This is a genomic window from Actinopolymorpha sp. B11F2 (assembly GCF_040195635.1).
In the GTDB taxonomy this organism is placed as follows: Bacteria; Actinomycetota; Actinomycetes; order Propionibacteriales; family Actinopolymorphaceae; genus Thermasporomyces.
Genome location: NZ_JBEFTX010000012.1, coordinates 191684 through 205505, shown reverse-complemented (window position 1 = coordinate 205505; position 13822 = coordinate 191684). Strand labels below are relative to the sequence as shown.

General features: G+C 68.9%; 14 protein-coding genes and 1 pseudogene. 1 reads left to right on the top strand and 14 read right to left on the bottom strand.

Annotated features, from left to right (window positions below; genetic code table 11):
- Nucleotides 1-44: 44 nt before the first annotated feature.
- The 13 genes and pseudogenes from ABN034_RS21865 to ABN034_RS21810 all read right to left on the bottom strand — a co-directional run bounded on the left by ABN034_RS21865 (nt 45) and on the right by ABN034_RS21810 (nt 10152).
- Nucleotides 45-971, bottom strand: coding sequence for a nucleoside hydrolase (locus ABN034_RS21865; protein ID WP_349692860.1), 927 nt, complete (start codon nt 969-971; stop codon nt 45-47).
- Nucleotides 972-1170: 199 nt separating this feature from the next.
- The gene (locus ABN034_RS21860; RefSeq protein WP_349692859.1) at nt 1171-1872 is read right to left on the bottom strand and encodes a DUF7674 family protein; all 702 of its coding nucleotides are present in this window, start codon (nt 1870-1872) and stop codon (nt 1171-1173) included.
- Entirely contained in the window at nt 1872-2309 is a 438-nt protein-coding gene (locus ABN034_RS21855; protein WP_349692858.1) for a hypothetical protein, read from the bottom strand. The genes ABN034_RS21860 and ABN034_RS21855 overlap by 1 nt, the downstream gene beginning before the upstream one ends.
- Nucleotides 2302-2799: a WXG100-like domain-containing protein gene (locus tag ABN034_RS21850; protein WP_349692857.1), complete on the bottom strand. Its 498-nt coding sequence runs from the start codon at nt 2797-2799 to the stop codon at nt 2302-2304. The genes ABN034_RS21855 and ABN034_RS21850 overlap by 8 nt, the downstream gene beginning before the upstream one ends.
- 3 nt (nt 2800-2802) lie before the next feature.
- The gene (locus ABN034_RS21845) at nt 2803-3117 is read right to left on the bottom strand and encodes a type VII secretion target (protein ID WP_349692856.1); all 315 of its coding nucleotides are present in this window, start codon (nt 3115-3117) and stop codon (nt 2803-2805) included.
- A gap of 92 nt (nt 3118-3209) precedes the next feature.
- Nucleotides 3210-3638 (bottom strand): YbaB/EbfC family nucleoid-associated protein, encoded by a 429-nt coding sequence (locus ABN034_RS21840; RefSeq protein ID WP_349692855.1) that lies wholly within the window; start codon nt 3636-3638, stop codon nt 3210-3212.
- A gap of 148 nt (nt 3639-3786) precedes the next feature.
- On the bottom strand, nt 3787-4518 hold the full coding sequence (locus ABN034_RS21835; protein WP_349692854.1) for an NAD-dependent epimerase/dehydratase family protein: 732 nt from the start codon (nt 4516-4518) through the stop codon (nt 3787-3789).
- A gap of 7 nt (nt 4519-4525) precedes the next feature.
- A complete protein-coding gene (locus ABN034_RS21830) occupies nt 4526-5332 on the bottom strand; it encodes a CocE/NonD family hydrolase C-terminal non-catalytic domain-containing protein (RefSeq protein WP_349692853.1) in 807 nt (268 codons plus the stop codon).
- A gap of 134 nt (nt 5333-5466) precedes the next feature.
- Nucleotides 5467-5580 (bottom strand): annotated as a pseudogene (locus ABN034_RS34500) (hypothetical protein); the annotation flags it as partial.
- Between the two features lie 156 nt (nt 5581-5736).
- Nucleotides 5737-6423, bottom strand: a complete 687-nt coding sequence (locus tag ABN034_RS21825) for an alpha/beta hydrolase (protein ID WP_349692852.1) — start codon at nt 6421-6423, stop codon at nt 5737-5739.
- 188 nt (nt 6424-6611) lie between these two features.
- Nucleotides 6612-8021 (bottom strand): MFS transporter, encoded by a 1410-nt coding sequence (locus tag ABN034_RS21820; protein ID WP_349692851.1) that lies wholly within the window; start codon nt 8019-8021, stop codon nt 6612-6614.
- A gap of 83 nt (nt 8022-8104) precedes the next feature.
- Nucleotides 8105-8779 (bottom strand): hypothetical protein, encoded by a 675-nt coding sequence (locus ABN034_RS21815; protein ID WP_349692850.1) that lies wholly within the window; start codon nt 8777-8779, stop codon nt 8105-8107.
- Between the two features lie 299 nt (nt 8780-9078).
- Nucleotides 9079-10152, bottom strand: coding sequence for a tartrate dehydrogenase (locus ABN034_RS21810; RefSeq protein ID WP_349692849.1), 1074 nt, complete (start codon nt 10150-10152; stop codon nt 9079-9081).
- A 108-nt stretch (nt 10153-10260) separates the two neighbouring features.
- On the opposite strand from ABN034_RS21810, the gene ABN034_RS21805 reads away from it, so the two are divergent.
- Nucleotides 10261-10563 carry a putative quinol monooxygenase gene (locus tag ABN034_RS21805; RefSeq protein ID WP_349692848.1) on the top strand — a complete coding sequence of 101 codons (303 nt, stop codon included), beginning with the start codon at nt 10261-10263 and terminating at the stop codon, nt 10561-10563.
- Nucleotides 10564-10583: 20 nt separating this feature from the next.
- Here the strand turns inward: ABN034_RS21805 and ABN034_RS21800 are convergent, their stop codons facing one another.
- Nucleotides 10584-13793, bottom strand: coding sequence for a glycoside hydrolase family 38 N-terminal domain-containing protein (locus ABN034_RS21800; protein WP_349692847.1), 3210 nt, complete (start codon nt 13791-13793; stop codon nt 10584-10586).
- Nucleotides 13794-13822 lie beyond the last annotated feature (29 nt).

The window sequence follows — 13822 nt, the reverse complement described above, 5'->3', positions numbered from 1 at the left end:
TGATCATGAACCCGCGCGGCTGGCCCTTACCAGCTCTCGTCACCTCAGGACGGTCCCAGGTCGCCGGCGGCCTTGATCAGCGCGACCGTCGCCGCCACCGCACCCGCCACGTTGACCCTGTCGACGACGTACGTCGCGCGCGCCGCGTCCACACTCTCGCCGACGGGCACCGGTTCGGCCACACTGACGCCGGCCAGGTCACCCTCCGGCTCGACGCGTACCCGAACGGGCCCCTTCAGGCCGAGCAGGTCCGGTCGCAGCATGGCGAGGACGGCGATGGGATCGTGCGGGTGGTTCCACTGGTGCTCGGTGTACTGCCACCACTGGTGCACCTCCGCCTCGATCTGGCGGCCGAGTGCACCGGCGGCCGCGATCGGTGCGAGCTCGTCCGGCCCGATGCGAGCTCTCGTGGTGATCTCGAGGCCGACGACGGTCACCGGAATCCCCGACGCGAAGACTTCCGCCGCCGCCTCGGCATCGCACTTGAAGTTGTGCTCCGCCTGCTCCCGTACGTCGAAGCGGCCACCCATCACATAGACCCGCCGCACGTTGCTCACGAACGCCGGATCGGTCCGGATCGCCGTCGCGAGGTTGGTCAACGGCCCGACCGCCACGACGTCCAGCTCGCCTGGGATGTCGGCGGCCGTCTGGGCGAGGAACTCAGCCGCGGTGACGTCCTCCATGAACACTTCGCCACCCAGGTCGGAGTAGAGCTGACCCTCGAAGCCCGCCCACCAGGCTTCGGCACCGGACAGCGGGCGCTCGGCGCCCGAGGCCACGGCGAGCCCGTCGTGCCCGGCCAGCCGCGCCAGGCGTCGGGCGATCCGGGCACGAAGATCGACGTCGCCATAGACCGTCGTCACCCCGAGCAGCTCGATATCGGTCGCGCCGAACAGCATGGCCAGGGCCAGCGCGTCATCGACGTCGGAGCCGATATCGGTGTCGAGGATCACCCGATGCGGGTTCGCCACGGCGCCCTCCGTTCCTCCCGTGAGCGCCGGACCTACGATCCGGTCGTACGAACGACTCGGATCGCCAGCGCCGACGCGGACCCTACCCTGCTTCCACTTCCTGGAGAGTACGACGCCCGGTCGTCGTCGACCCGGAGGCGGGCACCAGTGGCGGACCCGTTCGCCGCGTTCAGCCGCCCGGCGAGCCCGGGCAGTACACCTAGCTTCGCTGCCGGTTGAGTTCCTTGCCGAGCTTGGGGCCGAGAAGGTCGAGGATGCCGCTGCCCGGCTCACCGCGCTCGGGAAGATCCTCGAGGAAGGACGCGGCGATCAACTCATCGACCTCGAAATCCTTGCCGTACTCGTCCTCCAGCGTGCTCAGCACGTTGCGGACCCGGGCGAGGGCGGGCTCCTGACCTGAGCCGATCCACTCGGTGAGTCGATCGATCAGCTCGCCCATGAAGACGTGGGGAAGGAGTTCGTCGTAGGTCTCGAGGTGCTCATTGAGCTCACCGATGAGCGCGGGTTCGGCAGCGACCAGGCGCTGGATCGCCCTGTGCGACGCGGTGATCGACGGGCGCCGATCGAGCAGACTCCGCAAGCTGGGCCCGAGAATGGCGTCGACCGACCCCCGCGGATCGTCGCCGAGCGGAAGGTTGGCCAGGAACGAACCAGCGATCAGCGCATCCGTCTCGTCGTCCCTTCCGACCTCGGACTCCAGGAGGTCCAGCAGCTCCTGGAACTGGCCCGCGCTGTCCGGGTCCCTGGACTGGTACCCGGCCGCGGTGACGAACGCCGCCGTACGCAGGAACGCCCTCGGCGCCTGGTGACCGAACTGCTGCCGGTGCTCGGACAGCATCGACGCCAGCCCGGGCACGGCCTGGGTGAGCCGGGTCAGCAGTGCCTCGACCTGCTGCGACATCAGGGGTGTCCACCGCCTCGTCTGTAGGCGTCTCTGAGCTCGTTGAACAGCTCCTGGGCGATCCTACGGTCTGAGGGGGACAGGGCGTCGCGGCCCGTCTTCCGTAGTAGCCCTCGCAGACCGTTCATGATCTCCCGGCCCTTCTGGAGGTGGAAGATCCCGTTGGACGCCCGACCGGTGAGCAGCTCGTTCCGGATCGCGTCGAACGTGGTGCCGTCGCCGGCGGTGCCCTTCTTGCCGGCGTGCTTCCAGAGGTTGTCGATGTGCCGTTGGAGCTTGGTGTTTGTCGCCGTCGGCTTCACCGGTGGCTTGCGTTTCGGGATGTCAGGAACCTTGCGCGCGGCGCTCCTGGCCTTGGGTAGCGCCTTCGCCGCCGTCTTCGCGACCTTGCCCTCCAGGCGGCCGGCCATGCCGCGCAGGAGGCGCTTCTTACCCAAGAAGCACCTCCAGGGCCCGGCTGATCAGCAGGTTGATGATCCGGCCGATGATCTCCTTGACCACCGGAATGGTGAGCAGCGAGGCGCCGAAGGTGGGGACAGCCGCGGCGATGGCCTGGACGATCGCGATCGCCAGCGTGACCAGCTGGACGATCACCCAGATCTTGAGCATCAGAACGACGATCGCGCAGACCAGGATGATCGCACCCACCACCATGACCCCGGTGGCGTTCTGGCGGAGCGTGTCGAGGCCGTCGTCCGGTGCTTCCCATGAGGCCTTGAACGCGTCGATGGCGTCGTCGTGGTTTTCGTTCCAGACTCGCTCGGCGGTCTCCTGGGCCTGCTGGACGACCTCGTCGAGCTTGCCCTGGACCTCCATCCAGGCCTGGCCGAGCTGCATGAGGCGTACTTCGTCGGCGTCCGGCCACAGGTAGCCCAGCTCGGACAGCAGGGTCACGAGTGGGCCGGGAAGGACGATCCCTTGTGCCATCGCTCAGATCCCCACTCCTTCGACGGCGGTCAGGTTGTCCTGTTCGGAGTTCGCGTAGTTGGCGGCCGCGACGTGAAGCTTCTGCGCATGACCTTCCAGACACTCGACCACCGACTCGAGCGCTTCGGTCAGGACTTCCTCGGCGGCTGCGTAGCTCACGCCGAGCAGCATGCCGATCGGCTCCGCATCGCCGCACGGCTCGCCGATGCCCTGCGTCGTGGTGAGGAAGTCGTCGATCTGATCGTCGAGCCGGTTGGCTGCCTTCAACAGGTCCCTGCCCGCCGTGTCGATCTTGTCCGGGTCGAACTGCTTGCTCATGCCATGCCCCTTTCGCACGACCACTGCGGTGCCTCACTCCGGCACGCCTCGTACCTCGGCGTACCTCCGCGAGGGCTCCTCGCGCTCATGCGTCACGTCCTCCGGTCGATGCGGTCCATGACCTCCTGAAGAGCGCCGAACATCGTCTTCATGGTCTGCAGAGATTCGTTCTGAACGGCTTCGAGGTCGCCGCTGAGCTGTTCGAGGTCGACCGAACCGCCGACCTCTGTCGTGGCCTTCGCGCGCAGGTCCGCCAAGGCGGCGTTGACGGCCTCGACGACGGCATCGCAGACGCTCTCCGAACCCTCCCGCATCAAGCGGGGATCCATGGTCAGCGACTGGACCTCGCCGGGCAGCGCGACGACGGCGTGCACCTTGCCGTCGGAAGCCTCGCCCTCACCAATGATCGGCTCAGCCGGCTCCCCCACCTGCTGGCCGGACCGCATGGTCTCCAGCGCACGTCGGGTGTCGGTCAACAACTGGTCGATGGCGGTCGCACTGAGATCGCCGGTCCCCGACATGCGGCCTCCTCCACCCCCGGGACTCCCTACAGCTCGATCATGCACGCCGCCCCGTCACCACGCCAGCGACGATTGACAGGCTGTGGACAACTCGCCTCCGGGTGTCCCGGTGTCGCGGACGGATCAGCCGCTGCCGGCGCCTGGTTCCCTACCGCTGTGTCCCACTGCCGGGCGAGCACAACGCCCAGTAGTCGTCGACAGGCACCTGGTCGGCGTAGTCCTCCGAGTCGAGGACGGGCTCGTAGCCGATCGGGTTGCGGACGAGCCAGTCGCTTCGGGTGTTGGCCGACACGCCGTGGCACACCGCGAACGTCACGTCGGCCTCCAGCGCGCGCACCACCAGCTGTTGGAGGTCGGCCGGTCCGAGCCACCCCGCCAACGCCGTGACGTCGCCCGGCTCCGCCGAGGTCGCGCCGAGCCGGAGTGCCACGACCGACCTGCCCGTCTGGTACGTACGGACGCGCGCGAGCGCCTCTGCCAGGGCCTTCGTCGCGCCGTACGCACAGCACGGCGCCGGGGCCCAGTCGGGGTCGACCGGGACCTGCCGATGTCCGGCGTACGCACCCATCACGTGGACGGAGCTGGCGAGCACCACGCGTGGCACTTCGGTGGCCAGGATGCTGGCGACCACGTCGACGTTGGGGGTACGGAGCTCGTCCCAGGTCGCGCCGGCGTCCGGGTTGGCCGCCAGGTGGACGATCGACTCGACACCGGAGGTGACCTTGGCCAGGAAGTCCGGGTCGGCCAGGTCGCCGGTGACCATCCCGGGCGCGGGCACGCGATCGGTCAGGACCACGTCGTAGGACTCGACCAGGCCGGGCAGCAGCAGCTGGCCCACACCACCCGCGGCGCCGGTGAGCAGGATGCGCGGTTTCGGCATGGGCCCATCATCGGCCAGACCGGGCGAGCTCCGCATCCGGGCCCACGGCAGCCTTATGGCCCAGGACAGCACCTGGTCCCAGGACAGCATCCGGGCCCAGGACGGGGAGGGTGAGGACCGGCGGATCCGTGACCGTCGTCCGCACGGTCACCGGCAGGACCGCGACGTTGTTGGCGTACGCCGCATCGCTGGCGGCCAGGACCACCCGGATGCGGTGGCCCGCCTGCCAGCGGTGGACGATGCCGGGCAGCTCGATGTGCAGCGGCTTCGGCTCGGTGACGTCGGCCACCCGGACCGGCGAGACCAGTCGGTGGACGAGCGTGAGCTCACCGTCGGGCGCCACGTCGTACAGCTTGGCGAACACGATCAGCCGCCCACCTGGTCCGGTGGCCTGGGTGACCCCGGCCAGCGGCGACCGCAGCGTGACGTCGAGGGTCGGCACGCCCACGGTCTCGACGTCGCCGGTGAGCGGCGCGGTGGTCCAGGCGGCGTGCGTACCGGCCGTGTCGTACGGCGGGATCGCCTCCACTTCCGGCGGCAGCTCGGAGTACGACGACGGCACGCCCGCGGCGAGGTTGACCCAGGTCTGGGCGCCGGCGACGACATCGCCGGGCACGGGGGTCAGGCTGCGGTCGCCGGACAGGTACAACCGCTGTGTCCCGCCGACCGGGTAGGCGTCCGCGGTGCCGTAGGCGGGCTCAGCGCCGGCGGGTGCCGCGCCGTCGTAGCGGACCCAGTCGCGGAAGTACGCGAGCGGCGGCCCGAGCGAGGCGGTGTGATCGTCGCGCAGCCAGTACGCGAACCAGTCCAGCACCGGCGGCCTTCGTAGGTCGTCATCGGGTCTCGGGCGCCACTCAGGTCGATCTCACCCGGCGCGGGCGTCTGGCCGGAGTGTCCCCACGACTGCCAGACCATCCGGACCGGCGTCCCCTGCGCGTCAAGGGCACGATAGGTGGCGATCGCCTCCTGAAGGTTGAAGAGGGTGTCGTCCTGCCCCTGGAGCAGCAGCGTGGGCGCGCGCACCTTCCCGACGTACGACGCGACGGACGCGCGGCGCAGCATGGCGCGGGTCTGCGCCGACGGGTAGCCGGCGACGTTGGCCTCGATCAGCGCCGGGCAGATCTGGTCGGCGAAGTTCGGGCAGCCGGTCAGCCGGCGCGGGTCGCCGAGCGCGTGCTCGGCGCCGCGCAGGACGCCGAGCGCGGCGAAGAGGTCCGCCTACATCCGCTTGAAGACCCCCGGCTCGTCCGAGGTGACGGTGCCGGGGGTGAGCCCGGCGTTGGTAGGAGCCAGTGCGTAGTCGAGGTCGTTCCACGTGATGGCCGGGACGAGGGCGTCGATCCGGTCGTCCACGGCCGCCGCCGCGAACTGCACCTGCCCGCCGTACGAGCCGCCGAACATGCCGACCTTGGGATCGCCGGGTCCGTCGAGGGCCACCAGGTCGAGCCGGTCGCCGTCCGCGTCCACCCGCTCCCCGGCCAGGTAGTCGACGAGCTGGCTGGCGGCCTGGCCGTCCCAGTCGGGATCGTCGAGGTGGATCTTGCACTGCGTACCGCCGAAACCCAGCCCGGAGTACGCCAGCACCACGTAGTCCTGCTCGGCGAGCCGGTGCGCGAGACCGGCCTGGTCGTCCTTGCTACCGCCGAAGCCGTGGGTGGTGAGAATCGCCGGCTGGGGCGTCTCGGCGGTGGCGGTCGCGGGTTGGTACAGGTCGCCGACGATCCGGCAGGTGGTGTCCTTGGCCGGTCCGACGGTGACGTCGACCTGGACGGTCCTGACTCCGACCGCCGGCGGGACAACCCCGTGTGCCGCCCGCGAAGGCGGCGCGCTGGCGGTGAACGCCATTGTCGCCAGCAACCCGAGCGCGGCCGCGCCCACGGCGATGGTCGAAAACCGTCGGCGCACGGTGGCCCCCTACCGGCCGGGCGAGCAAGGTGGCCGCAGCATAGGCCGGAATGCGGCGACTTGTCCGACTCTGACCGTCGGCGGCCAACGTCGCGGGACGTCGTCCGCGGGTGGCCTTCCGGCGCACGCACGCTCAGGTGCACGCACGCTCAGGTGCACTGCTGATCGGCGGCGGCACCAGCGCGTACTCAGGTTTCGTTCTTCTCCGGTCCGGGGCCGCGGTAGTGCCAGAACACCGGGAACGCCGCCACCGCCGCGAGCATCACCACGACGACGAGGACGCCGCCGCCGCTCACCGCCATCGACGTACCCACCGCGGCGCCCGCGGTTCCGTGCAGCAGGTCGGCGAGTCGAGGACCTCCGGCCACCACCACGGTGAACGCGCCCTGCATCCGGCCGCGCATCTCGTCGGTCGCCGCGGTCTGCAGGATCGTGCCGCGGAACACCATGCTCACCAGGTCGGCGACACCCGCGAGCCCGAGGAACACCGCCGCCAGCCACAGCCACGGAGACAGGCCGAAACCGATGATCGCGAGGCCCCAGCCACAGACGGCGAGGACGACCGCGACACCGTGCCTGCGGACACGGGAGAACACCCCGGAGAACAGGCCGCCCAGTACCGCTCCCAGCGGGATGGCGGCGAACAGGATGCCCAGCGCGAGACCACCACCGGGCGGGTCACCGAACGTCTCCTGCGCCATCTGCGGGAAGAGCGCCCGCGGCATCCCGAGCACCATCGCGATGATGTCGGCGAGGAACGACACCAGCAGGATCCGCCGCGTCGCGAGGTAGGCGAAACCCTCCAGCACATGGCGGAGCCCCGCCCGCTTCGGCGCACCGTTCAGAGGCGGCAGCGGTGGCAGCCGGTACACCGCCCAGAGCGTCACGGTGAGTGCGATGGAGTCGATGAGGTAGAGCGTGGACAGACCCAGGACCGGGATCAGGGAACCCGCCAGCAGCGGGCCGATGATCGAACCGGTCTGGAAGACGGTGGAGTTCAGGGCGTTGGCCGCCGGCAGCAGGTGCGCGGGCACGAGCCGCGGGATCGACGCGCTCCGGGCGGGCTGGTTCGCGCCGGCGCAGGCCTGCTGCATGCCGAGCAGGACGAACAGCACCCAGACGGAGTTCATGCCGGCCGCCGCCTGTGCCCACAGCAGCAGCGAGGTGACCGCGATCCCGGTGTTGGTGACGAGCAGCAGCTTCCGCCGGTCCACCGCGTCGGCGATGGCACCGCCCCACAGCGCGAAGACCACCAGCGGGGCGAGGGCGACGAGACCCGAGAGTCCGACGTACGCCGACGAGCCGGTGATGTCGTAGATCTGCTTGGGGACGGCGACCGCCGTCAGCTGGCTGCCGACCGAGGTGACGATCGTGGACGTCCAGAGCCGACGGTACGGGCGGACCGCCAGCGGGCGAGTGTCGACCACGATCTTGCGGATGTCGAACCGCCGCCGCCGGCCGTTGCCGGTCGGTGCCGCACCGGGGGGTGACGCCGGATCGGAGGATGACGCCGGATCGGAGGATGACGCCGGATCGGCGGGTGAGGCTGGATCAGGGGATGAGGTGTCAGGGTCGCCTTGACCGGCGGTACTTGACACCTACGACCCTTCCCTCGACCTGCATGGCACTGTGAGGTGCTCCGGCGAACGACACCGGTCCCCGGGAGCACCCTGCGCCGCGCCTACGGTAGCCGACCATGTCCAGTCCCTGGACGTTCGTCTCCCTTGGCGAGCATCCCTGTCCTCGATCGGCAATCGCTCGGGTCCGTTGCCACGTGGGTCGTCGAAGGCTGGCGAAGGGCACTACCGGACCTCGACCTGGCGGGCGACGGTAACCGCACAGGAGGACGCGAGATCACCGACGCGAGTCGGTCGATGATCGGAAACCGCAATGTGCAGGCGCAGTAGAAAACGGCAAGGAAACTCAGGTAGCTCGTGCCGGCACTCATCATGAACGTGACGTACGCGTTCATGTGCGACTGGTATTCCGCTTCTCCGCCCAACGCGACTCCGAGAAGATACAGCAGCGCGTAGTTCGCGGCCTCGAACAGGAGAATGAGCGCGACCCGGCCCTTCCACCGCACCAGGCCTCTCGTCGCCACCGAGGCACGCTTCCAGCTTCGGGCCTGGATCACCGGCGGCGCGAGAACCACGATGACGAGAGCCCAGATCCACAAGGGAAGCTGGCGTACGGTCGCAATGATCCCGGCGCCGGAGAGCAGCGCTGTGCCGAACAGGACGACAGACAGCATCCACACGCGAACGGCCAGGTTGGCGGCGCGGTCGAGAACGAATCTCGCCGGGGAGACGGCCGGCACGGCGGAGACAGCCGGCACGGCGGCGACTTCGTTCCTCATGATCGACCCGAGATCGCGTGAGCCACACCGCATGCCGAAAGGCGGTGGTTAGCCCACTCGGCAAACAATCCATGTATGGCGTCGTGACGATGAGAATATTGTAAGAAATCGATCATTCCGCGAATCCGTCCGGGTGAGTCCGGCCCACCAAAAGACGTTATCCCGGATAATCCGGAACTGCTGGAGAACGCGCTGAAAACGCAGAGAGTTCGGTCTCGCACCGCACCCGAGCCCCGACCTGTTGGAAGGGATCAGCGCCCAGCCGGGGAGACCTTCGGAGCGTGCGGTTCCGGGTCAGCTCACAGGGCCGCCACGATGGCCGACCCGCACTCCGTCGTCGTCGCCTGGCCGCCCAGGTCGGGCGTGCGATGGGCGGGCTCGGCGAGCGCCGCGTCCACCGCCGTCCCGATCCCGGCCGCCGCCCCGGCCTCACCCAGGTGGTCGAGCATCATGGCCGCGGTCAGGACCTGCGCCACCGGATTGGCGATGCCCTGCCCGGCGATGTCGGGGGCCGAGCCGTGGACGGCCTCGAACATCGAGGGGTGGGTACGTTCAGGGTTGATGTTGGCGGCCGGCGCGATGCCCAACCCGCCCGCCACCGCCGCCGACAGGTCGCTCAACAGGTCACCGAACAGGTTCGACCCCACGATGATCCCGAGGCGCTCCGGCGCCAGCACCATCCGCGCGGCCAACGCATCGGCATGACACTGCTCCGAGGCGACGTCGGGGTAGTCGGCGGCAACCACGGCGAAGACCTCGTCCCAGAACGGCATCGAGTAGACGATCCCGTTGGACTTCGTGGCCGAGCACACCGGGAGGTCCTGGGCCCGCGCCAGCTCGAACGCGTACCGCACGACACGTTCCACACCGCGCCGGGTGAACACCGACGTCTGGATGGCCATCTCGTCCACGCCGACGCCCTGCCGCCCGCCGACCCGGGAGTACTCGCCCTCGGAGTTCTCCCGTACGACAGTCATCGCGACATCGCTCGCGGTCCGGCCGGCCAGCGGAGACTGGACGCCCGGGAGCAGCCGCACCGGGCGCAGGTTGACGTACTGCTCGAACGCCCGGCGGATCGGGATCAGCAGGCCCCACAGTGAGATGTGGTCAGGGACACCGGGATAACCGACGGCGCCGAGCAGGATCGCGTCGTGGGGGCGGAGCTGGTCGAGCGCGTCGTCCGGCATCATCCGGCCGGTGGCGGCGTAGCGCTCGCAGCTCCAGTCGTAGGACGTCCACTCCACGTCGAAGCCGTATGCCTTGCCCGCGGCGTCGACCACCCGACACGCCTCGGCGGTCACATCCACACCGATCCCGTCGCCCGGGATGACCGCGATCCGGTGGATACGCGTCTGGTTTCCATTTCCGCTCATGAAGCCGATCTCAGCATGTCGTGGGTGTCCGCGGCGCTCGTGTCTCGTCGACCGGACCGCCTCACCCGGCCGTTCCCCGCAGGCGGGACGACGGCATAGGGTTGGTGCATGATCGTCGTACACGCGGTGTTCCGCTCCCGCCCCGAACGACGCACGGAGACGATCGCGGCGTTGATCGCGATGCAGCATGCCACCCGCAGCGACGACAGCGGCTGCCTGCACTACGCGTTCGTGGTCGACCTCGAGGACGACTGCCTCTTCACCTGCGTGGAGGAGTGGCGGGACGCGGCAGCCCTGGAAGCCCACCTGGCAAGCGCGCACATGGCCGCCCTCGACAGCGTCCTCGCCGACTCGGCCGAAGGGCCCGCGAAGATCCGGGTGTTCGAGGCCACCCCCACCGAGATCCCCTGACAGTCGCGACTCCTCGCGGGTCAGGGTCGCAGCAGGAGGGTACGCGACGTTCCCGCCGGCAGTCGTACCGTCACCCGGCCGTCCCCGATCGGCACCTCCTCCACCGGTAGGTCGGGCGTCGCGTACTCGACGAGCGTGCTGAGCGCTGCCGCCGACGCGTCGAACCCTTCCAGGGTGAGTTCGGCATCGACGGTGTCGAGCGCGAGTGACCGCAGTCGCACCGCGATCCCGTCCGATCCGTCACGCGGCCGTCCCACGCTGCTCACCACGACGTCCGGTGTGTTCACCGCCAGCAGGCTTCCCGAGGACACGAGGGGCGCGATTCCCTTACCAGCCGCGACGATGGGCACCAGGGGATCGGTGAGTCCTGCCGCGGTCGACGCGCCGAGCGCCTGCACGGACTCGGTGGACGAGCCGGCGATCGCGTATCGGAAGGTCATCTCGCCTTGTTGCTGGGAAGGGAAGTTCGTATCCCAGAGATTGTTGACGACCCACGAATAGATCGTGGACGGCTCCGGCACCTCGGCATCGATCGTGGACCGGAACGGTTGGTAGGGCAACGCGATCGTGCCGAACTGTACGAGCGGTGACTCGAGCGTCGCCCAGACAATCGCATAGTCGTCCTCGCGGATTCCCACCCAGTGCCGAATTCCGTGCATGTGCGCCGGCGCTCCCGGCACGTGTGGAACACCGGCACCGGCAACGGAACCGGTGAGCTCGTAGAGGGGCTCACTCGTTCCGGCCAAGGGGAACGCGAAATACATACTCTCCTTCGTCGAGCTTGCCGGCTTCTGGATCCGGTTGGTGATGTCGACCCGCGGAACTCCCGCATGCAACGAGATCGTCGTGCGAAGCCGATCGACCCCGGGCGCTCTCACCTCGACCTCGAGCTCGTCACCCAGCGCGGAATGCCGCGTACGAAGGACAACCGCGTGGCGCCCCACCTGCCGTGCGGTGAGAAGAGTGAGGTCCGAGGCCCGTACCCGCCCTGACAGGTGGTTGACATGAGCGGCCGATCCATAGGTGTCGACGATGTACTCGTTGACCCCGGTCAACGCGTGTAGGTTGACGAGCTCCCGACCGGCGCGTCGATCCACGATCGAGGTCACCATCGCCTGGGTCGGGTCGTAGGTCAGTTCGTAGTAGTCGTTGGCCAGCCGGTACGCCGACTTGGGTCCGGGAGGAAGCCCGTCGTGGGCGAGCGCCGCCGGCACTGTCAAGGCGTCCTTGCCGCTGCCGGTGGCAGTCTCGGTGACGGCGTCCTCGGACGGCTCACCGGTGGCCACGAGGTCGAAACGTACCCATCCCAGCGAGGGGACCTCGCGCGCCACGAACTCCAGCTCCCACCCGCGAGGTGTCGCCGGGCGGTCCGCGGCCGTGACACGCACCGGCACCCGTTCGTCCTTGCGGGTGTCGACGACGGCCAGAAACCCTTCCTCGACAGGGGTTCCGCTCAGCTGGCCTTCTGGTACGAATGCCCGCACCACGTCCGTACGCGGCTGACCGGTCGTGTTGTAGACCGCCAGCGAGCCGAGAACGTCGGTGAAGGTCGCGGATCCCACACCCGCGCCCAGACGGTGGATTCCACCCTGCAGCAGGTCCAGCGCCTCGTCATAGGCCTGGTGCGCATACTCCTGCTTGCGCGTCCATTGCAGGCCGCCGGAGTCCACACCCGCCTCGTGGTCATGCCAGGGACTCGCCGCGCCCCACGTGTGCTCGTCGAAGAGGCCCACCTTGTCATAGATGGAGTCGACGGTCTCGCGGACAGGATGCCGCATTCCCAGCTGCAGATCGGCAAGCACGTGGACGGTTTCGGCCGTTCGGACGAGTCCCTGCGTACGACGGTTGTAGCCGAGTGGGCGCGCTCCCGCACCCACACCGTCGGCCCACCAGTCGCCCCAGTCTCCGCAGTGCTCGGCCACCTGGTCACCGATCTCGGTTTCGGCGGCGGCGAGAAAGGAACCGTTGGTGGCGCACACCAGACGCGGATAGGTCCATTCGGAGTTCCATCGTCGTGCGATCTCCGCCGGAGTTCGGCTGGGTCCGGCATTGTCGGAAGGCCGTCCCTGGACGCGAAGCTGGAGCAGGTCGAACGCATACGGACGTCTCGTGATCTCGGCGCCCTCCGGAATGCCGGAGAGCCCGAAAACGCCGTCGGGAAACGGAAACGGCCGGGTCACGAGCGCCTGAAGGTACATCGGCAGGAGGGCAAGCGTGTCGGTATAGGAAGTGGACAGTCCGACCAGATTTCCTTCCAGGTACGCCGCACCGTGCGCACTGTCGGTGAACCAGGTGAGCAGGCGCGCTCCGCCAGGCGTACGCCACCAGAACGGTCGCGTCAGGTCCTGCCCGTCCACGAGGTACGGCACCGAACGCCCGGCCCAGTTGTGCGCGGCCGACAGATACCGCACACCGGCTTCGGCGAGCGCGTCCACCCAGCCGGTTGTCGCGCCAGGAACGTCGGTGTGCATCGCCGACCGGATCGGGATGCCGTGGACCTCACGAAGCTCGATCGCCGTGCGGAGCAGGCTCGCCAGTTCCTCCTGGCTCGCCATCTCGGTGTGCAGGTTGAACGGCATCGCCGTGACCTCGATGACATCCATCCGGGCGAGCCGGCAGAACTCCTCGATGGTGGCCCGTGGCCGATGCCGCAGCCAGGTCCGGACGGGAAGGTTGGACTCGACCGTCCACCGGAAGCGCGTGTCCGGATCGGTGTCCTCGCCCTGGCGCGCAAGCTCGAGCGCGGCGTCGAGATAGTCGACCTGGTTGCGCAGGACGGCGCCCTGGGTGTCGGTGTATCCGATGTCGAGATGGGAGTGGTGGACGAGATGCACGGTCAGCTTGCGGCCGGGCGCCACCGACAACGTGCCACGGTGCTCCGCACCGGCGATCGTGACCGCGACCGTCCAGGTCGCGGGTGACCTGATCTCAGCTACGAGCAGGTCGAGTACGCCGTCACCGAACAGTGACCCCGTCCACGACACGGCGATCCCACCATCTGGTCGGATCAGCTCGACGCGTCGGACGTCGGCGGCTGGCGGCGTGAAGACCAGGCGGACGACCTGCTCGAGGTCGCCGGTGGTCCCGCGTCGGAACAGCGGGAGTGCCGCCCCCGCCACCGATACCTCGGTCACCTGCAGAAACGTGGCGAGGCTTGCCGCGGTGAGGGCTTCGGAGACCGTACGCACGTCGGGTGCACGTCCGCTACGCGTGAGTAATCGCGCCGTCATGTGACATCCCACCCATTGTCGTGACTCGG